Origin of the sequence: Streptomyces sp. NPDC005878 (assembly GCF_040629815.1) — a bacterium.
GTDB lineage: Bacteria > Actinomycetota > Actinomycetes > Streptomycetales > Streptomycetaceae > Streptomyces.
Genome location: NZ_JBEXWK010000014.1, coordinates 1 through 21,263, shown reverse-complemented (window position 1 = coordinate 21,263; position 21,263 = coordinate 1). Strand labels below are relative to the sequence as shown.

Here is a 21,263-nt window from a genome sequence, read left to right as displayed (position 1 = left end):
GTTTCACTCCGTGGGTCGAAACGACTCCAACGGGGGAGCGAATTTCAACATGTGCCTGCATATGTCTTCGGTCTACACTCATCGCTGTAGCCGGTTCCCTCTTTCGACGCTTATGGCGTTTTCTGCGTGATCTGACAGGCCTGTTCTGGCCAGTGTCCTCATGCCTTGAATGTGCTGTGGCGCTTCGTGCTGCGCCGAGGTGGATATTCCATTCTCTACGGAAGGGATTTACCTTGTCTGCTCAGCGAGTAATCAATGAGGGGAACGAGAAGGGAGAGGTCGGCAAGGAGGCGATCGGCAAAGAAGAAGCCGACGATCTGAGTCTCGACTTCAGCAAGCTCGATCGCGGAGTTCGCAGGCGTCTGAAAGAACTCTGTGTACTGGACAACTATCATGCCCCGCTGGCGTTAGCCTTCGACTATCTGCTGGTGGCGGCGTCGGTCTACCTGTGCGTGGGGATCTCGTACTGGTTCTATCCGATCTCCATCATCCTGATCGGATCGACTCAGCGTGCGTTCGTAAACCTCCTGCACGAGTCCTCTCACAAGGTTCTGACCAAGAACGGTCGTCTCAACGTCACGTTGGGGACGTTCTTCTCCGGTTACACAGTGCTCCACCTGTACAACCCTTACCGGAACTCTCACATCGGGTTCCATCACCGTTACCTGGGTGACCCCGAAAAAGATCCCGACTACGAGTTCCACGTGGGTGTCGGCATCTACGACCACCAGGTCTCGGACAAGAAGTTCTTCATCAAGAACATTGCTCTCGCGGTGTGCGGCATGAGGACCCTCGAATACGTCTCCTACGTCATTCAGGACCGTATTCTCTTCAACCCCAAGAACGTCGCGGTCTCCATGCCGGTCCGCCTTTCCACCGAGCGCGTCGTGCTGCTCCTGCAGTGGGCGGGCATCATCGGCCTCTGCGCCTGGCAGGGCTGGCTGCTCGAACTGGCACTGCTCTGGTTCGTCCCGCTTTTCACCACGGCGATCGCCATCGGCTGGCTGTCGGAGCTCGCCGAGCACTACCCGCTGCCGGAGAGCGAGAACAAGCAGATCCTCATGACCCGCAACCGTCACGGCTGGGCCATCGAGCGTTTCCTGCTGGGGCGGCACCACGACAACTACCACCTGGTGCACCACCTCAACACGGGCGTGCCCTTCTGGAACATGAAGCGGGCCCACCAAGTCCTCCTCGAGGACCACGCCTACGCCCGCTGGGACGGTCTGTGGGCGGGCGTCCTGACCCGCACCAAGGGCCGCGAGAACCAGGAGACCCTGCTCAGCTACGCCTCCAAGTACCGCGCCTGGCGCCGAGACGGAGGAGACCCGGCCGCCATCGACGGCAACGGAACCTTCGCCGAGGCGGCAGCCCTTGCCCGGAGCGTCACCGCTGCCTGAGCTGACCACGGTGCCTCAGGTGCCTCAGGTGCCCGAGTGCCTGCCTGTGCTGTCCGCGGCGCCCGAGGAAACCCGTCTGTCGCTTTACACGAGAGGACACGCAATGAACCACGTCGTGGACGCCCAGGCCGCAGCCGCCCTGGACCCGTCCCTGCTCCGTCTGGCCACCAGAGGCCTCAAGCAGCTCGCCGCTGACACCCGTTGCCGTTCCGCCTTCGTCGATGACCCGCTCTTGGCCTCCCTGCTCGCCCCGGCCGCCCGCCGCTACATCGTCGCGGCCGACCGGGCGGAGCTGTTCGAACGCCTCCCCCTCCTGGAGGCCAAGGGGTACACGACCGGCGTGGAGTTCGTGGGCGAGGAAGCGCGCGACGCCGGTGAGGTCCGCGAGGTGATGACCGAGTACGCCGCGCTGATCGACGACCACCTCAGCGCCGGCCTCGACCACCCCACCCAGCTGGGCTTCGACCTCTCCAACGTGGGTTCGCTCATCTCCCCCCAGACCGCCGCCGACAACACCGCCGTCCTGCTGCGGGACGCCGCCCCGCAGGGCATCGGCATCATCATCAGCATGGAGCGCTCGTCCCTCGTGGACGACATCCTCACCGTGTTCAAGGGGCTGGCCGAGGACCACGAGAACGTCTCCCTGACGATGCAGGCCCACCTGCACCGCACCGAGGCCGATCTCGCCACCGTCCTGCCCATGGGACGCAAGATCCGCCTGGTGAAGGGCGTCTACAACGAGGCGCCGGACGTCGCCCTGCCCCGCGGTCCCGAACTGAACGACCGCTACGCCCTGCTCCTGGAGCGCATCGTGGCGCACGGCAATCCCGTGGCCGTCGCCACCCACGACGCGGAACTCCTCGAACTCCTCGACCAGCGCGGGCTGTTGGAGCGCGTCACGGAGATCGAGATGCTGCACGGCTGCCGGCCGCCGCTGCTCAAGTCGTACCGGGAGCGTGGCATACCCTGCCGGATCGCCACGGTCTACGGACAGAACTGGTGGCTGCACTTCCTGCACCGCCTCGCCGAATACCCGCCCGCGGTCATGACCGCTCTGGCCGATCTGTACGAGCCGGAGCGGGTCCGCTTCGGAACCGAATACTGACCCGCGCCCATCGCATCATCGCGAAAGAAGGTAGTTCCTTGTCGTCAACTCCGCCCGTAGCGGCCATCGTCGACGGTTACTCGACCGGCAACTTCCTGCCCGCGGCCTTCACCAGGCTTGGGGCCCAGGTAGTCCACGTCCGCAGCACCCCGGAGTGGATGACTTCCATGCTGCTGCCCGACATGAACTCCTACGTCGGCGATCTGGTGTTCCACGACGAGGACCAGCTCGTCAAGGAGCTCGGCCCGTACAACGTCAGCGCCGTGCTCGCCGGACAGGAGCCCGGGGTGCCGCTGTCCGACCGGCTCAGTGAACTGATCGGCACGGCCAGCAATGGCTCCCGGCTGTCCACCGCCCGTCGCGACAAGTACCAGATGATCGAAGTGCTGCGCGAGGCCGGCCTGCGCTGCGCCGATCAGTTGAAGAGCTCCGACCCCCAGACCTTGGTCAACTGGGCCGAGGAGCGCGGCCAGTACCCCGTGGTGATCAAGCCGCTCAGTTCCGCCTCCACTGACGGGGTCTACATCTGCGGCTCGGCGGAGGAGGTGCGCACGGCCGCCGAGGAGGTCCTCGCCTCGCGCGACATCTTCGACCTGCCCAACCGGGAAGTACTCATCCAGTCCTACCTGGACGGCGAGGAGTACATCGTCGACACGGTCAGCCATGACGGCCACCGCTTCGTCTGCGGTGTGTGGAAGTACGAGAAGACCCTCACCAATGGCAAGAACGTCTACGACAAGGACGTCCTGATGCCGGCCGACGCCTCTCCGGTGCCGGAGCTCATCGCGTACGTCGACGAGGTCCTCAAGGCCATGAACATCCGGTTCGGGCCCACGCACACCGAGGTCAAGATGACCTCTGACGGCCCGGCCCTGGTGGAGATCGGCGCCCGCCTCAACGGCAACATGCAGCCCGATTTCCACCAGATCTGCCTGGGCCACAACCAGGCCGATCTGATCGCACTGTCCTACCTGCGGCCCGAGGAGTTCCTCCGTCGCTACGGCGACGGTGTCTACACGCGACGCCAGCCCGCGGTGGTCTACAACGCCCCCAGCGTGCAGGAAGGCGAGGTGCGCGCAATCGACGAGGACGTCGTACGCGAGATCGCGGCCCTGCCCACCGTGTTCTTCCCGAGTGTGAAGGTGAAGCCGGGCGGCCGGCTCCGCCGCACGGTAGACCTCCTCACCAGCCCCCTGCGGATCTTCATGACCGGGGAGACCGAGGAGGCCATCCTCACGGACTACCGGAAGATCCAGGAACTGAAGGACAAGGTGTACCTGATCTGATGCTGCGCACTACTCTGCGCGCCGTTCGCGGGCTGGCTCCCGAATTGCGCACGCTGTTCATCACCACGCTGCTCTTCCGGTCCGGCACCATGGCGTTCCCTTTCCTGGCGGCCTACCTGGTGGAGCGGAATGACTACTCCGCGGGGCAGGTGGGCTCGATCGTCGGGGCCTACGGCCTCGGCGCCCTCGCTGCCGACCTGGCGGCTGGGCCCGTCCTGCACTTCGTGTCGGCACGCACGGTGATGATCAGCGGCCTGGTCGGCAACGCGGCGTTGGTGGCGGTCCTGCCGCTCACCCACAGCGCCGTGATGCTGATCATCGGCAGCCTCGTCTGGGGATTCTTCTACGAGGCGTTCACGCCTGCGGCGTACGCGGAGACCGTGCGTCACTCCCGGGAGGAGGACCGCAAGGTCGCCTTCTCCTGCAACCGCCTGGCCATCAACGTGGGCATGGGGATCGGACCGGCGCTGGGCGGACTCGTGTTCGCCTGGCGCCCGGTGGGACTGTTCCTCATCAACGCCTGTGTCGTCCTGGGCACTGCGGTCTACCTCATCATCAGGACCTCCGGAGGGACGGTCGCCGAGGAGGGGAAGACGGCGCGCGGCCGCTTGACGGCGCCCACGCTGAAGGGCGAGACACGCTTCTGGTCGATCTTCCTGCTGGCGTTGCCCATCCACCTCGCGTACGCGCTGCCGCCCACTTTCCTCAGCGCGTACGTGATCCACGAACGGGGTCTGCCCAGCTACTGGGCAGGTGCGATCTTCTTCGTCAACGCGGTGGCCATCGTGCTGTTCGAGGTGCCGCTGAACACGGCGATGCGCCACGTGAGCCACTTCGTCTCGCTGCTGGCCGGCTACGTGCTGGCGGCCTCGGGCTTCGTGCTGATGGGCCTGTCGACGTCGGGACCCGCGCTCGTCGGGGCGACGCTGCTCTGGACCGCCGCCGAAATGATCGTCTTCCCGGCGCTGCTCCACTACGTCAGCGAGGTGTCGGACCCTTCCGTCACCGGCCGCAACATGGGGCTGTATTCGGCGGGCGTCAACGTGGGCCTGATCGCCATGCCCCAGCTGAGCCTGATGCTCACCGATGACGGGGGCTCGGCCTCGAGCCCGTGGTATCTGGTCGGCGCCGCCCTCGGTGTCGCGCTGGTACTGATCGTCGTCGTCCGCCGCAGTTCGTACCTCTGGCTGACCGAGCCCGAGGCGAAAACCGCCCAGGTCTCCTGATCGAAGGGTGCACGCATGCCTGTCCACTTCAACAACGCGGGTGCCGGCCTCATGCCCGCGGCTGTCACCCAGGCCGTCACCGACTACCTCGCGGAGGAGGCCGACGGCGGCTCCTACGAGGCCGAACAGCGTCACGCGGACACCCTCGAACGCGAGGTGTACGAAACGCTCGGGCGGGTGATCGACGCACCGAGCGACGACATCGCCCTCTTCGACAGCGCCACGCGTGCCTGGTCCTCGGTGGTCTCGCACATCCCCTTCGCGGCCGGTGACCGCGTCTGGGTGACCCCCTACGAGTACGCGGGGAACCTCATCCTCTGGACGGAGCTGCGCCGCCGCCTGGACTTGCGCGTCGAGGTCGTGCCGGTCCTGCCCGACGGTGACCTGGACCTGGACTGGATGAGCACACACATCGGGGACGACGTGGCCTTCGTCTCCGTACCGCACGTGCCGTCCGGCTGCGGGATCGTGACACCGGTGGAGGAGATCGGAAAGATCCTCGCCCCCTGGCGGTGCTACTACGGCGTCGACGGCTGCCAGGCCGTCGGCCAATTGCCGGTCTCTGCCACATCGATCGGCTGCGACCTGCTGACCGGTGCCGGGCGCAAGTTCCTTCGGGGGCCGCGCGGCACGGGATTCGCCGCCATCAGCCCCCGGCTGCGTGAGGCTGTCGCGCTGCCCTTCTACGACCTGCACATCGCGGACATGACCGGCGGCGACGACTACGAAGTGCACAGCACCGGCGCCCGGAGGCTGGAGTACGCCGAACGTTCGAACTCCAGCGTCATGGGCCTCCAAGCGGCGGCCCGCCACCATCTGGCCCGTACTGATGACGGCCCCGGCATGGTTCGCGAGGCGGTGCGCGAGGCGATTGCCCAGCTGCCGGGGACCCGGCTGATCGACCCGGGCAGCCGGCACGCCTCGATCGTCACCTTCGTGCACGACCGGATGCCCGCCCGGGACGTCCAAGGCGCCCTACACACCGCCGGGGTCAACGTGTGGACCGCCCAGGGCAGCCACACACCCCTGTACATGAACGCGGTCGGCGTGGAGGCAGCTGTGCGCGTCTCACCGCATTACTACAACTCAATGGCCGAGGTGGAGAGGTTCGCCCGAGTCCTGCGAGACGTGCTGCGCTGACCGCGCGAGTACCCGGCTGTCTCCGCCGTGGAGACATCACGACAGACCGTTGAACTGAGGAGACACAGCCATGCCTGCGGAGTTTCGGGAGTCAGAGGAACGGCAGCGAGTTCTCGAGTTCGTCATTCATGTCATCGAGGATGTCGTGGGCATGGAACTCGGCGATGAAATCGACGTCAACACGTCCCTCGGACCGGACGGGGTCGGACTGGAGTCCATCGGCGCCCTGGAAGTGGCCGTCCAACTCGAAAGGGAGTACGACATCGATTTCCCGGACGAACTGCTGAAGTTGATGCTCACCGCAACGCTCGGGGAGTTCGTCGACGAGGTGGTCAGGAAGCGTTCCGTCGCCACCGCGGAGAGCGGGGGCGCCCGATGATCACGACGCAGGACATACGGAAGATCCTCGTGGACAGCCGCACGCTGGCCGGGGTGGAAGTCGTCGCGGACGACACCGAAATCATGGTGGACTCCTTCTCCCTCGCGTGGCTCAGCCACAGCCTGAAGACCGAGTTCGGCATCGAACTCGACCTGCGGGAAGCCCGCGCGGAGACGTTCTCCAGCATCAGCCGGATCACGGCCCACGTGAACGCGCTGACCGCGAAGGCCGCCGGTCCCGGGGAGCCGCGATGAGCGCGTCGCAACGCGTCGTCGTCACAGGCTTCGGGGTCTTCACCGCATTCGGTTTCGGGGAACAGGCGCTGCTCGATGGCCCGTTCGCGGGCCGCCATGCCTTCCGAGGCGTCAAGCGGTTCGACACCACGCCGTTTCGGTGTGCCTCCGCGGCCGTGTATGAGGGGGACGGTCCGCAGATCCCCGGGGTCGACTTCACCGACGACGCCCCACCGCGCCAGCACGACGTACTCCTGGCCTGCTCCAGGGCCGCGATCGGGATGGCGGGCATCGCCCCGTCGCGGATCTCCGGCGCCCTCGTCGGCAGCCAGGGCGACTACCGTCCGATCTCACGGTACTGGCGCTCCGTGGAGGGCGCCGCCGAGAGGCCCGAGGCGTCCTTCCTCCCGGACAGTGTGCCGGGCCAGCTCGCCCACGGCCTCGCCGGCGCGCTGGGCCTGGGCCCTTTGCGCCTGACCTTCACCAACGCCTGCGTCGCCTCCGCCGACACCATCGTCCACGCGAGCCGTCTCATCAGCCGCGGGCGGGCCGACGCGCTGCTGTGCGGTGGCGCCTATCTGGTGGAGCGGGAACTCTTCGCGAAGTTCGACTCGGCGCGCGCGTTCGCCAAGGACGGCCGTATACGTCCCTTCTCCCACGACCGTACGGGTCTGCTGCTCGGCGACGGAGTGGCGTGCCTGGTGCTGGAGTCCGAGGCGAGCGCCCTCGCCCGGGGAGCCGAGGTGCTGGCCCGCGTCGCGGGGTGGGGCATCGCCTCCGACGCCTACCACGCGAGCCGTCCGCACCCGGAGGGCCGTGGCACCGCCCAGGCCATGGAGTCCGCACTGCGGATCGCCGGCCTCGGCCCGGACGCGGTGGACTACGTCAACGTGCACGGCACGGGCACCCCTTCCAACGACACCTCCGAAACCGCCGCACTGCGCCGGGTGTTCGGCGAGCGGGCCGTTCACGTGCCCGCGAGCTCCACGAAATCGACGACGGGGCACACCCTCGAAGGGGCCGGAGCCGTCGAATCCGTGATCACGCTGCTGGCACTGAGACATCAACTGCTGCCTCCCACAGCGAACTTCTCGCTGCCCGACCCCGAATGCGACCTGGACTACGTGACCGAAGGGGCTCGCAGATCGAGCATCGGGCGCGCCCTGACGACGAACTCCGCCTTCGGCGGGGTCAACACAGCACTGCTGTGGGAGCGAGCATGACCGACACGCAAACCGAACGACTTCTGGTGTCCGAGGCACTCGTCGTGCCGTCGGGCATCCAGGCGGGCCATCTCGTCGTCGAGCCGTCCGAGACGCGCCGCGTGCCCGGGTTCGTCGAGTCCGCCTTCAGCCCGCTGGTCAAGGCAGCGGTCGACCGCTGCCTGGCAGACGTCGTGGACGGCGCCACCCTGGGCAAGCAGGGGGCACGGACGGGTCTGGTTCTGGCGACGCTCTTCGGCGACACCGTCACCTCCGACCTCGGCAGCCGATTGCTGGAATCCGGGCAGACCGCCAACCCCCTGCTGTTCTACCAGTCGGTGCCCACGACGATCCTCGGAGTCATCGCCCGCGACTACGCCATCACGGGACCGACGACCTGCGTCGCGCTCCGCGGCGACGTGCGCTCCGAGGCCCTGGACCTGGTGGACACGATCCTCGATGACGGCATGGACCAGGTGCTGCTGATCGGCGTCGAACTGGTGACGGCAGAGGGACGCCCCCTGGCCGCCCACGCCGGGCTGGCACGGGACGGCGAGCCGCTGGCCGCGCCGTCCCGCACCGACGCGGCCGTGGCGTTCCTCTTTCGACGCGTGGAGGCAGCCCCCGAAGCGGCCGGGGCTGCTGTCCCGGCCCCCGCTGCCACCGGGGCCGTCGTCCCCGCCGCCACTGCGGACTTCTCGGCTTTCGGGAGCCTCGCCGGCCTCGTCCAGCTCTACGCCACGCTGCGTGCCGCCCGCGCGCAGGACACCGCGGACGCCGTGACCCTCGACATCGACTCCGCGCTCGGCGCGCGGCAGTTGCGCGTGCTGCTGGGAACGGCCCGGTGACCGGCCTGACGGGGCCGGCCCCCGAGCGCGCGCAGCGGCGCCTGGACGGCCTGCTCACCCGCGCCGCGCTGACCCACCCTGGGCGTCCTGCCCTGGTGGACGGTGACCGCGCGTGGACGTACGCGGAACTCGACGCCGCAGTGGGCACCATGGCCGCCGAACTCGCCGCCCAGGGGGTCGAGCCCGGCGACCGGATCGGCGTCTTCATCCCCAAGTCGTTCGAGGCGGTGCTCGCGATCCACGCGGCCCTGCGCGCCGGGGCGGTCGTGGCACCGCTCGACCCCCGCAGCCCGACGGCCCGGACCCGCCGTATGGTGCGCCAGGCCGGGCTGACGGCGCTGCTCACCACCGCCTCTTCCCGGGCCGGCGCTGTCGAGGCCGTGTCCGGCGGAGCAGACGCGCACACCGAGGCCCTCGCGGACGGCATAGGGCTGCTGCGCGTAGCCGACGGCGTACCGGCCGGGCCGCTGCCGGAGGCCGCTCGCGCGGGCGGGTACGTCCTGTTCACCTCAGGTAGCACGGGCACGCCCAAGGGCGTGCTGCTGTCGCACGCGAACGTCACGCACTTCGCCGAATGGGCCGCGGCGGAGTTGGGGCTGCGGCCCACGGACCGGATCGGATCACAGGCCGCCCTGACCTTCGACCTGAGCACGTTCGACCTCTTCTCCGCCGCAGCCGTCGGCGCCTGTACGGTCCTGATGCCCGAGCGGATCAAGGCGTTCCCCGCTGACGTGGTCGACTGGCTCCACGCCCAGCGGATCAGCGTGCTGTACGCGGTGCCCTCGCTCTACGTCGGTCTGCTGGAACGCGGCGGCATCGCCAAGACATCCCTGGCCGCACTGCGCGTCCTGCTGTACGCGGGGGAGCCCTTCCCTCCCGCGGCTCTGGAGAGCTATCTCCGGATCGCCGGCGACCGGCCGGTCTACAACCTGTACGGCCCGACCGAGACGAACGTCTGCACCTACCTCCGCGTCCCCCGGTCCTGGACGGCCGCGCAGCAGGCAGCGGTCGGACGCGCGGTCCCCGGTGACACGGTGGAGGTGTTCGACGAACACGGCCGGCCCACCTCCGGCCAGGGAGAGATCCACGTCGCCGGCGCCACCGTCTTCCTCGGATACCTGCAGGACGGCGCCCTCGTCGATCCCACCCGCCGGGTCCGCTTCCGTGACGGCGTGGTGCGCCGCGCCTATCCCACGGGAGACCTCGCCCGGCGTACCGCCGACGGCGAGTTCGTGCTGCTGGGCCGCAAGGACTCCCAGATCAAGCGGCACGGGTACCGCATCGACCCGGGCGAGATCGAGAGCGTGCTGCTCGACGCGCCCGGAGTGGCGGCGGTGGCGGTCGTCGCCAAGAGCGGTGCGTACGAAGGCGAGCTCTGGGCGTACGTGGAAGGCACGCTCCCCGAGCGGGAGGTCCTCGCGCTGCTGCGCACCCAGCTGCCCCTCTACATGGTGCCGGACCGGGTGGTCGCCGTCCCGGCGCTCCCGCTCAACGACCGCGGAAAGACCGACCGTCCGGCGCTCGCGGCACGGCCCGCGGCCGACCTCCCGCAACCGATCGCGAACTTCCCCCCACTCAAGGAGACAGGGTGACGATCCCCGGCGATTTCGACGAACTCCTGGACCGCGCGCACGAGGTGGGCCGCAAGATCGCGGCCCTCGCCGCCGACGTGGACAACCGCCAGGGCGATCTGAGGGAACCCTACCGGCTGCTCGCCGACGCCGGCTTCCTGAGCCTGCTCGTCCCCCGCAGAGCGGGCGGAGCGGGGCTCGGGTTCGCCGACTACTGGCGGGTGCTGTCCGTCATCGGGTTCCACAACGGCGCGGCGGCGCTCGGCCTGAACATGCACAACGCCGTCATCGGACCGCTGTGTGAAACCGCGGACACCCCCTTGCCACCGATGGCGGAGGAGTTCCGCTCCTGGCTCTTCGCCGAGGTGGTGGAGGGTGGCAAGATGTTCGCGTCGGCGGCGTCCGAACCGGCCAGCGGTGCCAAACTGCGCGGGCTGCGCACGCGCTACGGGCGCCAGGCCGACGGTGCGGGTTTCGTGATCACGGGCCGGAAGTCCTTCGTCTCGCTGGCCGGCATCGCCGACTACTACGCGGTCCCCGCCCGGCCGGAGGACTCCGACGATCCCGGACGCGTCTCGCACCTGCTGGTGAGCCGGGACGACCCGGGCGTCACCTTCGGGGAGATCCACAATCTCACGGCCATGTACGGGACGAGCACGGCGGACATGGCCTTGGACGCCGTCACGGTGCCGGCGTCCCGGCTGGTCCTCGGGATCGAGGGGCTGTCCCTGACGAAGGTGATCCGCGAACCGCACTGGATGGTCGCCGGTTACACCGGCGCCTACCTCGGGATCGCCGAGGCCGTGTGCCAGGCTGTCGTGGACCACGTCACGGCCTCACCGAGCAGGGCGCGGTCCGCCACCGTCCAGCGCAACCTGGGGCTGCTCGCCGCCCGTCTGCATGCCACCCGCGCCCTGGTGGAGCGAGCGGGCGAGGCTGTCGACCGCGAACGCGGCGGCACCACCGCCAACACGCTCGTGCACGCCGCCAAGTACGCGGTAGCCGACCTCGGCCACGAGGCTGCGGGGATCGCCCTCTCGGTCTGCGGTTCGGCCGCCGTCAGCCGCTCCCGGCCCATCGAACGGCTCCTGCGGGAGCTGCAGTACGGATCGGTGATGCCGGCCAAGCCGGAGGAATGCCTGGAATACCTGGGCAAGGCCACGCTGGGGGTGGATCTCCGTGACGAGGAGGCGTTCTCGTGGTGAGACGGCCGCCCGGCCGTGTCCCCACTGACCCGTACACGAACGAAGGCACAGAGATCATGAATAAGGACGACCAGGTGTTCGCGCACCCCATCCAGCCGAGATTCTTTGAAATCGACCGCCAAGGCGTCATGTTCAACATGTGGTACCTCGCGCACGTCGACGAGGCCGTGGACGGCTTCTTCCTCGCGCGGGGGCTGCCGTACTCCACCTGGTCCGAGATGGGTGTCGACGTGCATGTCGCCCACGTGGAGATCGACTGGCAGGCGGGCATCGGGTACGGGGACCAGCCCGAGGTCCTGGTCAGCACCGCGCGGATCGGGAAGAAGAGCTTCACCCTCGACTTCGCCTTCCGAAAGGAGGGCGCGACCACCGCGACCGGTCACATCGTCTACGTCACCGTGGCCGGCGACGGCTCGGGCAGCACGCCGGTGCCTCAGCGCCTGGTGGATGCCCTGGGCGCAGTCGCACCGCTGAACACCCCCGCCGGGGAGGGAGCGTGACACGCTCGGTACTGGTGACGGGGGGCAACCGGGGGATCGGCAGGGCCATCGCCCTGGAGCTGGCGGCCGCCGGTGACACGGTGGCCGTGACCCAACGGTCGGGGCAGGCACCGGACGGACTGTTCGGTGTGCGGTGCGACGTGACGAGCGGCGAGGACGTGGACGCCGCCTTCGCCGCGGTGGAGGCGCGGCAGGGACCTGTCGAGGTGCTGGTGTCCAACGCGGGCATCACCCAGGACAAACTCCTGGCGATGATGAGCGAGGAAGAGTTCGAGGCGGTCCTCGACACCAACCTCACCGGCGCCTACCGCGTCGCCAAACGCGCGGCTCGCGGCATGATGAGAGCCCGCACGGGCCGGCTCGTCTTCGTCTCGTCCGTCGTCGCATTCCAGGGGCAGAGCGGCCAGTCCAACTACGCCGCGTCGAAGGCGGGCCTGGTCGGCTTCGCCCGGTCGCTCGCCCGTGAGCTCGCCCCGTGGAACATCACCGCCAACGTCGTCGCTCCCGGTTTCGTCGACACGGACATGACGGCGGCACTCAGCGACAAGGTCAAGGACGCGGCCAAGGAACGCATACCGCTCGGGCGTACGGCCGCGCCCGAAGAGATCGCGAAGGCCGTGCGGTTCCTGGCAGGGCCGGACGCGGCGTACGTCACCGGAGCAGTCCTCCCGGTGGACGGCGGCCTGGCCATGGGGTGGTGAGGGCAGGGCATGGGAATTCTCGAAGGCAAGAACATCCTCGTCACCGGGGTGCTCACGCAGAACTCCATCGCGTTCCACATCGCGCGGATCGCTCTGGAACAGGGCGCGCACGTCCTGCTCACCGCCTACCCCCGGCGCGGTCTGACCGAACGCATCGCCAAGCGGCTGCCCACCGGGGCGCACGGCCCGGTCCCCGTCATCGACCTGGACGTCACGGACACGGCGCAGCTGCGGGCGCTGCCGGACCACGTACGGGAGCACGTACCGGCGCTGCACGGTGTGGTGCACGCGATCGGCGCTGCGCCGCCGTCCGCCCTGGGCGGCAACTTCCTCAACGCTTCCTGGGACGACGTGGCCCTGGCCGTGCACACCTCGACGTACTCCCTGAAGTCCCTGTCGGTGGCGTGCCTGCCTCTGATGAAAGACGGCGGATCGATCGTCGGCCTGGACTTCGACGCCTCCCAGGCCTGGCCGCTGTATGACTGGATGGGCGTCGCCAAGGCGGGCCTCGAATCCTGCTCCCGCTACCTCGCCCGCTACCTCGGGCCCCAGGGAGTCCGCGTCAACCTGGTGGCCGCGGGCCCCCTGGACACACCCGCCGCACAGGGCATCCCCGGATTCGGGGACATGGCCGGCGTCTGGGCGGACCGTGCCCCGCTGGGCTGGAACACCGCCCACCACGCCCCCGCCGCCAAGGCGTGCGTGGCACTCCTGTCCGACTGGTTCCCCGCGACCACCGGCGAGATCGTCCACGTGGACGGCGGAGTCCACGTCGTGGGCGCCTGACCGACCGCTACGCCCCGAAGACTGAGGAGACCGACATGGTAGAGATCACGCCCGACCTGCGGGAAAGCGTCAAGAAGATCGTCTGCGACATTCTGGAGGTCGAGCCCGGCGAACTCACGGAGACGACGCACTTCTACGAAGAGCTCGGCGTCGACTCTTTGGCCGTCCTTGAGATAATGACGGCCATCGAGGACAGCCTCGGCATCACCATCGAACAGGACAAGGCCAAACGCATGGTGAGCCTGGCCGCGATCCACGACGTCCTGGCCGAGGCATGACAAGCGGACTCGAACGCGTCGTGGTGACGGGCCGCGGCCCGGTGTCGAGCATCGGCATCGGCACGGCGGCGTTCACCGAAGGGCTGCGGTCCGGACGCAACGAGGTCGCGCCGCTCACTGCGTTCGACACCACCGGATTCGCCCACTCCCTGGGCTGTGAGGTCACCGGGTTCGACCCGGCCGACTGGATCGCGCGCACCTCGGTGGAGACGCTCGGCCGAGCCAGTTCCTTCGCCGTGGCCGCCGCCGCGATGGCTCTGGCTGAGGCCGGGCTGACCGGTGAGGACCTGAGAGACCGGCCGGGTCACATCGCGGTGGGCACCGCCGACGGCGAGTCACAGGATCTCGACGCGCTGGCCGAGCAGACCCTCCTGCACGGAGCCGACCAGATGGACCCGGCGCTGGTGGACCGCGCCTGGACCCACCGGCTTTCCACCTCCATCGCCTGGGAGTTCGGGCTCCAGAACGTGGCCCCGATAACGTTCCCGACCGCCTGCTCGGCCGGGAACTACGCCATCGGGGACGGCCTCGACGCCATCCGGCTCGGCGACGCCGACTACGCCCTGGTGGGCGGCGCCGACGCCGTGTGCCGGCGCTCCTTCGCCTCGTTCCACCGACTCGGCATCATGTCGCCCGACCGCTGCCGTCCCTTCGACGCCGACCGCCAAGGCATCCTCAGCGGCGAAGGGGCGGGCATCCTCCTCCTGGAGAGCCTGACCTCGGCACGCGGCCGCGGGGCGACCATCCTCGCGGAGGTCTTGGGCTACGGGATCAACTGCGACGCCCACCACGCCTTCGCCCCCGAGGAGAAGAGCATCCAGGCGTGCATGGAGTCCGCCCTGCGCGACGCCCGGGTGGCCCCCGGCGATGTGGACCTCATCTCCGCCCACGGCACCGGCACCCCCTCCAACGACGTGACCGAGGTACGGGCCATCAAGGCGGTGTACGGCGACAGCCCGCCCCCCGTCGTCTCGCTGAAGTCGATGCTCGGACACTCCATGGGCGCCTCCAGTGCCCTGGGCGCCATCGCCTCCACGATCGCGATCAACGAAGGCTTCCTCCCGCCCACCGTCAACCACCGCACCATGGACCCGGAGTGCGCCATCGACTGCGTACCCAACCACTCCGTACCCGCCGACGTGACGATCGTGCAGAACAACGGCTTCGCGTTCAACGGCAACAACGCGATCACCGTGTTCGGCCGCTTCGAGGAGACGCCGTGATCATCACCGCATGGTCGGCCCTGTCCCCGTACGGAACGGAGGACCAGGCCTTCGCGGAAGGAACCACGGCACGACGTCCGCTGCCCGACAAGCCCCGGCCGGTACCCGACTTCGAGCCCCGCGAGTACCTCGGCCGCCAGGGCACCCGCACCATGGGCCGCGCGACCGCCCTGAGCATCGCGGCAGCCACCCGGCTACTCACCGAAGACGTGGACCCGACCCGCACCGGCCTGGTCCTGGGCACGACGAACGGCAGCGCCCAGAGCATTCTGGAAGTCAACCGCGCCTCGCGGGAGCGCAAGAGCCCGCACCACGTGCAGCCCTCGTCCATCCAGAACGCGACCATGAACAGCATCGCGGGGCAGACCGCCATCTGGCACGGGCTCCAGGGCCCCAACGCCACCCTCGCCGGCGGCACGACGACCGGACTGCTCGCCCTCGGGTACTGCAGGCGACTGCTGCTGACGGGCCGGGCGGATGTCCTGCTCGCCGGGGCCGTCGAGGAACTGAGCGAAGCACGCACCTGGGTCCGGAGCGGCACCGCTCCGCTGGCGGAAGGCTGCGCCCTGGTCCGCCTTGAGGCCGACGCCACGGGCGGCTTGGCCGAGGTCCTCGCCGTCACGTCGCTGGTGGTCACGGACGGCGACACCAAGACCGCCGTGCGCAGGGCGGCGGAGCGGGTGCTGGACCGCGCCTCGCCCGGGCAGGTGTGGGCGACGATGGGCTCGGGGACATGGGAAGACGCGGAGTCCACAGCGCTGACGACCGTGTGTCCACAGGCGACGCCGCTGCCGCCGGTGACAGAGACGGTGGGGCAGCTGCACTCCGCGGCGGGTGCCTTCCAGCTGGTCACCGCCCTGACGCGGGCGGCGGTCTCCGGCCCCGGCGACCGGGTCGTGCTGCTGACCTCGGTCGAACATCAGGGGATCGTGGCCGCCGCCGTGGTCCGTATCAAGGGAGAGAATGTTGTCGCTTGAAACAGCGTTCACCGTCACACCGTCCGGCTCCGGCTTCCAGGGCGTCGTCGGCGAGGAGTGGCTGTTCGCCGACCGGGTCTTCGGCGGCTGCATAGCGGCGTTCGCGAGCCAGGTGGCCCGTGCCGCGGCAACCGGTCTCGTTCTGGGCGGCATCCAGGGCGCCTATCCGAAGGCGGCGGCACCCGGCCCCATCGAGGGCCGAGTCGAAACCATCCGCAAGGGCGGGAAGAGCGAGCTGCTCCGCATCGACCTGCTGCAGGACGCCGAGCGCGTCTTCACCGCCGACGCCTGGATGCTCGACCCCCGGCTGGTCACGGACGACACCTCCGCCGACGATGCCTCACCGCCGGACTCCGCGCCGGAGGTGACCTGGCTGGCCGACGAGGTGGCGTTCTTCAAGCACCTGGACGTACGGGCCGTGGACTACCCGCTCAGCCCGGCCGGGCTGGGGGACGGCAAACCGCTCTGTGACGTCTGGGTCCGGGGCCGCCCCGAGCTCATCGGCGGCGCCACGCATGGGGCCGCCGTGGACCTGCTGCTCTTCGACAGCTTCCTTCTGGAGTGCGTCTTCCGCAGCGAAGGCCTCGGTACCGTGCAGCCGATCACGCTCGACCTGGGCGTCCGCTGGAGCCGCCACGTGCCCGTCCACGCCTGGCGCCGTCTCACCACGACGGCGACCCTGACCGAAGGCGTCGCCCTCGCCGAGGGTGTCACCGCCGCGGCCGATGGCACGGTCCTGGCGAAGGCCACCACCCTGGGGCGGCTGCTGCGGGCCCGGCCGTGAGGCGACCGCGCCCGGCAGGCGGCACGAGGGACGCAGCGGCGGCGGGATCCGAGGCCGGGGTGCCGCGATGAAGGTCCGCATCGGTGTGGGCAGCGTGCCCGAGCGTGCCGCGCGGTCGGACCATCCCGACCTGGGCGCCCTGGTGGCGGACGTGGAGGCGCACGGCATCGACTCGGTGTGGTTCTCGGACCTGGTCTCCGCCCCCGACACGCTCGACCCCTTGGTTGCTGTCGCCCACGCGGCCGCTGTCACCACACGGCTCAAGCTCGGTATGGGCGTGCTGGTCCTGCCCGGACGCAACCCGGCCCTGGTCGCGGCACAGCTGGCGAGCCTGGCGGCCCTCGCGCCGGGCCGCGTCCTGCCCGTCTTCGGGATCCGCCCCGCCCGGCGCCCCGACCGGACCATGTACCCCGTGCCGGCCGGGCGCCGGGCCGCGGTGTTCGAAGAGGCACTGAAGGTGGTGCGGGCGCTGCTGACACAGCGGGTCGTCACCCACCACGGCCAGTTCTTCCACCTGGAGGAGGCATCGGTCCCACGGCCCACGAGAGCGCTGGACCTGTGGCTGAGCGGCCGGGTACCCGTGGCCCTGGACCGGATCGGCCGTCTCGGCGACGGCTGGCTCGGCAGCAACCTCCGTCCGCCGGAGGCCGAAGCGTGCCGTGCCTGCATCGCCCTCGCCGCCGAACGCGCGAACCGGACGATCGACGAAGACCACTACGGTATGTACCTGACGGTCGTCCAGCCCGACACCGACAGCGCTGCTGTGAACGCCCTGCTGACCCGCCTCCGCCAGGACCGCCCCGATGTGCCCGACCCCCGCACCCTGCTGTGCTGGGGCTGGTCCGACGCCCGGTCCCAGCTGCGCCGCTACATCGACACGGGCCTGTCGAAGTTCGTGATCCGCCCCGCGGGGCCGGTGACCTCTCGCCAGGCGTTCCTGGAGGAGTTCACGGCGATACTGAAGCCCCTCGAGTCCGAAGCGTGATCCGGGACATCGCCCCCTGCGGAGCCGCGGCCGTAGATTTCCTGGACATGGTGTTCGGCGCGGCGGGCGCCCTTGAACCAACGGGTGGCCTGCTCCCGGCGCACGGCGTCACTGACCTTTGCGCTTCAGGGTGACGATCGGCACTGCACAGTCGTCTGTATCGCTGGGGTGGGGCTATGAGCTTGATCCCTCTTCGTTCCAGCCGCTGGTCGATGGTGCAGGGGCAGGCCAGGATGGGGGAGTGCAGTCACGCACCACATCCCGCAGGGCGCAGTCGGACCCAGTAGCGGAGTCGGTCGCCGTCTAGAGCGACCACGCCGGCGATTACGCGGCGGTGCATGCTCCGAAGATGGCGGATCGTGTTGAGCGGTTCGCGGGCTCCTTGCCCGTGCCTTCGCTGATCCTTGACGCAGGGTGTGGTCCGGGCCGTGACCTTGCGAGATTCCGCAAGCACGGGCATGTGGTGCAAGGTCTGGGAACGGTGCGGGGCAAGGGCGAAAGCCCGCCAAATTCTCAACACCGTCGACTGCGACATACCGGTGGCTGCAGCCACCGGCCGCGTTGACCAGTGGGTGGCGTTCCCGGGGGTCTCCTCCAGGGTTTTCACGATCACCCTTTCCGCATCAGCGTCGGTGAATCTTGCGCGGGACCCCTGGCATGGGCTCGTCACACAAGCCGTCGACACCACGATCCATGAAGCGTCGCCGCCAGGTGCGGACCGTCTGAGGCGCGATCCGTAAACGGCGTAACACTTCCATGATGAAGTGACCGTCAGCGCACTCCGAAACGCTCTGTGACAGCTGGGACAGAGCTTGTGCGGTCGAGCGTCGACGCACCCGCCCTTCAAGTACCTCACGCTGAGCGTTAGTTACCGACAACGGCGGCGCGGGTCCCTGTCACTCGCAGGGATAGCTGGTGATGCGGACGGTGTACGCCGAAGAGACCCAGCGGTTGGTGCCCACCTGGCGGAAGCCGTTGGTGGTGGATGCCGACGCGAGGATTGTGGAGCCGTTGGCGTAGGACCCGACGACCGAGTAGTTGGTGCCGGGACCGCTGCGGATCAGCAGACCGCCGCTGGCGTTGACCCTGTAGTAGCAACGGGTGGCAAGCGCACCGGCAGGCGCGAGCTGCACGGCCGCGCTCGTCGTGCGGGCGGGTGTGGCGGCCTGGGCCGTGAGACCGCCGCCGAGGAGTGCGGCGGCGGACAGGGCCGCAACGGCCGCCATGCGGGCGGTTGAGCGGCGCGCTGACATGGTGCGGCGTGCTGCTGTGACGGTCATGGAATCGATTCCCCTTGCGTCGTCGGTTCTGGGTGCGGAACACGTACGTAGGAGCCAGCCCGGGCCTGGCCGAGCGGCGTCACCGCTCAAAGACTCCGGAGCCGCTCACGACGTTAGCGCCATCGGGACGAACAGCCGCCTGACACACGAGAACTCCCCAACCGGAACGGGGAAGTGGCCCGTTCCGGTTGGGGTGTCCGTAAGACGCTGAATCAACGGAAGTGAGACGTTAGACATCTCGATCAATAGCCCGGGGGCTTCGCTCGTTTCACTTCACGCACCGTCACCCGATCGGTGGCCACATCGAAGAAGCTCAATACAGCCAGACTTTCGGACACTGGCATCCTGGCCGAAAATGATCTATGTGCGACATTGTGATGGCGTAGATTCGTATGCACGCACGACTCCCGCGAGTATAAGGAGATTTCATGCGTCTTAAGCTAGCCGGTGCCACTCTGGTGGGTGCCGCAGCGGTCACCATGCTCGCCGCAGGCCCCGCCCTCGCCGATGCCACCACCTTTGAAGTTTCCTCTGGCTTAGGCACCCACTCGGCCCGGGGCAGTCTCACCTGGCTCAATCGCTCCGTTCAGGTCCAAGGAGAGGTGAAGGACATCGGCGGCGCGGGAACGCAAGTAGGCTTCGAAGCGTGGGCTGGCAGCATGCTGATTGATATGCAAAACCGCCCCACGCAGGGGAAGTTCGCAGTCAACGAGACCGTGCCTTACAACTTCACCCTTGATGGTTCGGCGTATTCGGGGGGTATTACAAAGGTCGGAGTCTGGCTCTACAACGCTCATACCGCCTCGTGGTCAGGCCCCACAGAGTATTTCCGACCGTAATTGCACATCACCACGGCAGATCCCTTCGCCCTCAGACGTCACAGACGCTGGGGGCCAATGGTCATGAAGCGTCAAGCGCGCGGCGGGCGGGGCAGGTCTCCCCCGCACATCCCGCGCCAATCCCGCCTGGAGTGCGCGGGCTGCGCCGCCAGCGGCAGTGCACCGGCCCGCACGACTGGCCACCGCTCCAGACCTGCCCCCTGTTGAGATCCCACGGTGCCAGTCCGGCTTTGGTGGGCGTGCTGGAGGATGCCGCGGCCGATGGAGGCGTAGGTGGCGAACACGGTCACGCTGTCCAGAGCACTGAGCCACGCCACGAGTTTGTTCGGGTCGGTGGTGCAGGGAATGCCGTCTGATTCTGCGGCCGTCAGGGAGCACACCCCGACCATCGCTCCGGTTCGGCCGCCGGCGCGCCAGGCGGCGGCCGTCTGCGTCAGCAGGTCCAGGGTGGGAACCAGGACCAGCACGCGGTGCGCCCGGAGGCGCTGGGCGGAGGCGGCGGCGATGAGGGTTTTGCCGGATCCGGTCGCGGCGATGACCTGGGTACGCAGTCCCCCGGGAGAAATTCTGCCCGAGGGCGTCTGGAGCATTCTCAGGACTGCGTCGACTGCCTCGACTTGATGCGGCCTCAGCTTCATTTCCGGCATCCTGTCGGCTCTATTCTGCCGTAAATTACTGATAGCTTTGAAAAGAACTGAACGGCGCTCAGTGGTGCCAGTGAGACGCCGATGGTTCCCGGGGCTGAGGTTTGGGGACCTCGCCTCTCAGCCCATAACCTATCTGCCTCTCAAGTATGACGCATACCGTTGTGTGAAGTTGGCGTGAACCGGTAGGGTTCTGTCGTTGACAGAGTGAGGCGACGATCGGTCAAGTCGGATCCTGACAGCGGTGTGGAGGACGTGGCGATCCTCGTGATGGAGTGGCTCGGGGAGCAGGGAATCCACGCTCTCTTGAGGGTCGATCCGGAGCGTGAGCGGCGCCAGTGGACGTTCGCCGCGACGGGAGGGCCTCTGTCCGATCCTGTCCGGATTGACGGGATCTCAGTCAATGACTGCATCGGCAAGGCTCTCGTTCTCCTACAGGAGCGGGGAGTCGAGGTACCGGTCTAGCCCGCCTCTCTAACCAGCTGTCAGGTGCGCGCGGAGCGCGTGCCGTTGGCCGGGCCACGGAGTGGACCGGCATCCGGGACGGAGTCCCGTCAATTCCCGCACGAAGTGCGGGAATTCTGGTGCGGAGCACCAGTCTAGGAAACGCGGAGCGTTTCCTTCTACCGCCGCGTAGCGGCGGCGCGCGGTCTGCTCCGCAGACACGACGC

Annotated in this window: 23 protein-coding genes; 20 read left to right on the top strand and 3 right to left on the bottom strand. The window is 68.5% G+C overall.

The annotated features are described in order from the left end of the window. Window positions 1-233: 233 nt before the first annotated feature. The 19 genes from ABZ404_RS21010 to ABZ404_RS20920 all read left to right on the top strand — a co-directional run bounded on the left by ABZ404_RS21010 (window position 234) and on the right by ABZ404_RS20920 (window position 17,829). On the top strand, window positions 234-1,400 hold the full coding sequence (locus ABZ404_RS21010) for a fatty acid desaturase family protein (protein ID WP_358831011.1): 1,167 nt from the start codon (window positions 234-236) through the stop codon (window positions 1,398-1,400). A gap of 103 nt (window positions 1,401-1,503) precedes the next feature. Beyond that, window positions 1,504-2,505, top strand: coding sequence for a proline dehydrogenase family protein (locus tag ABZ404_RS21005; RefSeq protein ID WP_358831012.1), 1,002 nt, complete (start codon window positions 1,504-1,506; stop codon window positions 2,503-2,505). A gap of 38 nt (window positions 2,506-2,543) precedes the next feature. Next, on the top strand, window positions 2,544-3,791 hold the full coding sequence (locus tag ABZ404_RS21000; RefSeq protein WP_358831013.1) for an ATP-grasp domain-containing protein: 1,248 nt from the start codon (window positions 2,544-2,546) through the stop codon (window positions 3,789-3,791). Further along, complete coding sequence (locus tag ABZ404_RS20995) at window positions 3,791-5,017, top strand: MFS transporter (RefSeq protein ID WP_358831014.1); 1,227 nt, start codon at window positions 3,791-3,793, stop codon at window positions 5,015-5,017. The genes ABZ404_RS21000 and ABZ404_RS20995 overlap by 1 nt, the downstream gene beginning before the upstream one ends. Window positions 5,018-5,032: 15 nt before the next feature. Beyond that, window positions 5,033-6,157, top strand: a complete 1,125-nt coding sequence (locus ABZ404_RS20990) for an aminotransferase class V-fold PLP-dependent enzyme (RefSeq protein WP_358831015.1) — start codon at window positions 5,033-5,035, stop codon at window positions 6,155-6,157. A gap of 70 nt (window positions 6,158-6,227) precedes the next feature. Then, the gene (locus ABZ404_RS20985; RefSeq protein WP_358831016.1) at window positions 6,228-6,536 is read left to right on the top strand and encodes an acyl carrier protein; all 309 of its coding nucleotides are present in this window, start codon (window positions 6,228-6,230) and stop codon (window positions 6,534-6,536) included. Then, the gene (locus ABZ404_RS20980; protein ID WP_358831017.1) at window positions 6,533-6,790 is read left to right on the top strand and encodes a hypothetical protein; all 258 of its coding nucleotides are present in this window, start codon (window positions 6,533-6,535) and stop codon (window positions 6,788-6,790) included. Before ABZ404_RS20985 ends, ABZ404_RS20980 begins: the two co-directional genes overlap by 4 nt. Then, on the top strand, window positions 6,787-7,992 hold the full coding sequence (locus ABZ404_RS20975; RefSeq protein WP_358831018.1) for a beta-ketoacyl-[acyl-carrier-protein] synthase family protein: 1,206 nt from the start codon (window positions 6,787-6,789) through the stop codon (window positions 7,990-7,992). Before ABZ404_RS20980 ends, ABZ404_RS20975 begins: the two co-directional genes overlap by 4 nt. Beyond that, window positions 7,989-8,819 (top strand): ketosynthase, encoded by an 831-nt coding sequence (locus tag ABZ404_RS20970; RefSeq protein WP_358831019.1) that lies wholly within the window; start codon window positions 7,989-7,991, stop codon window positions 8,817-8,819. The genes ABZ404_RS20975 and ABZ404_RS20970 overlap by 4 nt, the downstream gene beginning before the upstream one ends. Continuing rightward, entirely contained in the window at window positions 8,816-10,411 is a 1,596-nt protein-coding gene (locus ABZ404_RS20965; RefSeq protein WP_358831020.1) for an amino acid adenylation domain-containing protein, read from the top strand. The genes ABZ404_RS20970 and ABZ404_RS20965 overlap by 4 nt, the downstream gene beginning before the upstream one ends. Next, a complete protein-coding gene (locus tag ABZ404_RS20960) occupies window positions 10,408-11,595 on the top strand; it encodes an acyl-CoA dehydrogenase family protein (protein ID WP_358831021.1) in 1,188 nt (395 codons plus the stop codon). Before ABZ404_RS20965 ends, ABZ404_RS20960 begins: the two co-directional genes overlap by 4 nt. Window positions 11,596-11,651: 56 nt before the next feature. Then, a complete protein-coding gene (locus ABZ404_RS20955) occupies window positions 11,652-12,095 on the top strand; it encodes a thioesterase family protein (RefSeq protein ID WP_358831022.1) in 444 nt (147 codons plus the stop codon). Beyond that, window positions 12,092-12,796 carry a 3-oxoacyl-ACP reductase FabG gene (gene fabG / locus ABZ404_RS20950; protein WP_358831023.1) on the top strand — a complete coding sequence of 235 codons (705 nt, stop codon included), beginning with the start codon at window positions 12,092-12,094 and terminating at the stop codon, window positions 12,794-12,796. Before ABZ404_RS20955 ends, fabG begins: the two co-directional genes overlap by 4 nt. Before the next feature lie 9 nt (window positions 12,797-12,805). Beyond that, complete coding sequence (fabI, locus tag ABZ404_RS20945; protein ID WP_358831024.1) at window positions 12,806-13,582, top strand: enoyl-ACP reductase FabI; 777 nt, start codon at window positions 12,806-12,808, stop codon at window positions 13,580-13,582. Between the two features lie 35 nt (window positions 13,583-13,617). Continuing rightward, window positions 13,618-13,860, top strand: coding sequence for an acyl carrier protein (locus ABZ404_RS20940; RefSeq protein WP_358831025.1), 243 nt, complete (start codon window positions 13,618-13,620; stop codon window positions 13,858-13,860). Then, window positions 13,857-15,083 (top strand): beta-ketoacyl-[acyl-carrier-protein] synthase family protein, encoded by a 1,227-nt coding sequence (locus ABZ404_RS20935; protein ID WP_358831026.1) that lies wholly within the window; start codon window positions 13,857-13,859, stop codon window positions 15,081-15,083. Before ABZ404_RS20940 ends, ABZ404_RS20935 begins: the two co-directional genes overlap by 4 nt. Beyond that, complete coding sequence (locus tag ABZ404_RS20930) at window positions 15,080-16,060, top strand: beta-ketoacyl synthase N-terminal-like domain-containing protein (RefSeq protein ID WP_358831027.1); 981 nt, start codon at window positions 15,080-15,082, stop codon at window positions 16,058-16,060. Before ABZ404_RS20935 ends, ABZ404_RS20930 begins: the two co-directional genes overlap by 4 nt. Continuing rightward, a complete protein-coding gene (locus ABZ404_RS20925) occupies window positions 16,047-16,844 on the top strand; it encodes an acyl-CoA thioesterase domain-containing protein (protein WP_358831028.1) in 798 nt (265 codons plus the stop codon). Before ABZ404_RS20930 ends, ABZ404_RS20925 begins: the two co-directional genes overlap by 14 nt. Window positions 16,845-16,911: 67 nt before the next feature. Beyond that, window positions 16,912-17,829: a TIGR03854 family LLM class F420-dependent oxidoreductase gene (locus ABZ404_RS20920; RefSeq protein WP_358831029.1), complete on the top strand. Its 918-nt coding sequence runs from the start codon at window positions 16,912-16,914 to the stop codon at window positions 17,827-17,829. Between the two features lie 623 nt (window positions 17,830-18,452). Here ABZ404_RS20920 and ABZ404_RS20915 read toward each other — a convergent pair. Together ABZ404_RS20915 and ABZ404_RS20910 are read right to left on the bottom strand one after the other, a co-directional pair. Continuing rightward, on the bottom strand, window positions 18,453-18,587 hold the full coding sequence (locus ABZ404_RS20915; RefSeq protein WP_358831030.1) for a helix-turn-helix domain-containing protein: 135 nt from the start codon (window positions 18,585-18,587) through the stop codon (window positions 18,453-18,455). A gap of 138 nt (window positions 18,588-18,725) precedes the next feature. Continuing rightward, window positions 18,726-19,109 carry an SH3 domain-containing protein gene (locus tag ABZ404_RS20910; protein ID WP_358831031.1) on the bottom strand — a complete coding sequence of 128 codons (384 nt, stop codon included), beginning with the start codon at window positions 19,107-19,109 and terminating at the stop codon, window positions 18,726-18,728. Between the two features lie 428 nt (window positions 19,110-19,537). On the opposite strand from ABZ404_RS20910, the gene ABZ404_RS20905 reads away from it, so the two are divergent. After that, the gene (locus ABZ404_RS20905; RefSeq protein WP_358831032.1) at window positions 19,538-19,948 is read left to right on the top strand and encodes a hypothetical protein; all 411 of its coding nucleotides are present in this window, start codon (window positions 19,538-19,540) and stop codon (window positions 19,946-19,948) included. Window positions 19,949-20,019: 71 nt separating this feature from the next. Here ABZ404_RS20905 and ABZ404_RS20900 read toward each other — a convergent pair whose 3' ends face one another. Continuing rightward, the gene (locus ABZ404_RS20900) at window positions 20,020-20,586 is read right to left on the bottom strand and encodes a DEAD/DEAH box helicase family protein (protein WP_358831033.1); all 567 of its coding nucleotides are present in this window, start codon (window positions 20,584-20,586) and stop codon (window positions 20,020-20,022) included. Window positions 20,587-21,263: the final 677 nt, after the last annotated feature.

Excerpts from the sequence above, each read along its gene's own strand:
- ABZ404_RS21005 (WP_358831012.1), top strand. The coding sequence starts at position 1,504 with ATGAACCACGTCGTGGACGCCCAGGCCGCAGCCGCCCTGGACCCGTCC.
- ABZ404_RS20995 (WP_358831014.1), top strand. The coding sequence starts at position 3,791 with ATGCTGCGCACTACTCTGCGCGCCGTTCGCGGGCTGGCTCCCGAATTG.
- ABZ404_RS20990 (WP_358831015.1), top strand. The coding sequence starts at position 5,033 with ATGCCTGTCCACTTCAACAACGCGGGTGCCGGCCTCATGCCCGCGGCT.
- ABZ404_RS20985 (WP_358831016.1), top strand. The coding sequence starts at position 6,228 with ATGCCTGCGGAGTTTCGGGAGTCAGAGGAACGGCAGCGAGTTCTCGAG.
- ABZ404_RS20980 (WP_358831017.1), top strand. The coding sequence starts at position 6,533 with ATGATCACGACGCAGGACATACGGAAGATCCTCGTGGACAGCCGCACG.
- ABZ404_RS20975 (WP_358831018.1), top strand. The coding sequence starts at position 6,787 with ATGAGCGCGTCGCAACGCGTCGTCGTCACAGGCTTCGGGGTCTTCACC.
- ABZ404_RS20970 (WP_358831019.1), top strand. The coding sequence starts at position 7,989 with ATGACCGACACGCAAACCGAACGACTTCTGGTGTCCGAGGCACTCGTC.
- ABZ404_RS20955 (WP_358831022.1), top strand. The coding sequence starts at position 11,652 with ATGAATAAGGACGACCAGGTGTTCGCGCACCCCATCCAGCCGAGATTC.
- fabI (WP_358831024.1), top strand. The coding sequence starts at position 12,806 with ATGGGAATTCTCGAAGGCAAGAACATCCTCGTCACCGGGGTGCTCACG.
- ABZ404_RS20940 (WP_358831025.1), top strand. The coding sequence starts at position 13,618 with ATGGTAGAGATCACGCCCGACCTGCGGGAAAGCGTCAAGAAGATCGTC.
- ABZ404_RS20935 (WP_358831026.1), top strand. The coding sequence starts at position 13,857 with ATGACAAGCGGACTCGAACGCGTCGTGGTGACGGGCCGCGGCCCGGTG.
- ABZ404_RS20925 (WP_358831028.1), top strand. The coding sequence starts at position 16,047 with ATGTTGTCGCTTGAAACAGCGTTCACCGTCACACCGTCCGGCTCCGGC.
- ABZ404_RS20920 (WP_358831029.1), top strand. The coding sequence starts at position 16,912 with ATGAAGGTCCGCATCGGTGTGGGCAGCGTGCCCGAGCGTGCCGCGCGG.
- ABZ404_RS20915 (WP_358831030.1), bottom strand. The coding sequence starts at position 18,587 with ATGGAAGTGTTACGCCGTTTACGGATCGCGCCTCAGACGGTCCGCACC.
- ABZ404_RS20910 (WP_358831031.1), bottom strand. The coding sequence starts at position 19,109 with ATGACCGTCACAGCAGCACGCCGCACCATGTCAGCGCGCCGCTCAACC.
- ABZ404_RS20905 (WP_358831032.1), top strand. The coding sequence starts at position 19,538 with ATGCGTCTTAAGCTAGCCGGTGCCACTCTGGTGGGTGCCGCAGCGGTC.
- ABZ404_RS20900 (WP_358831033.1), bottom strand. The coding sequence starts at position 20,586 with ATGAAGCTGAGGCCGCATCAAGTCGAGGCAGTCGACGCAGTCCTGAGA.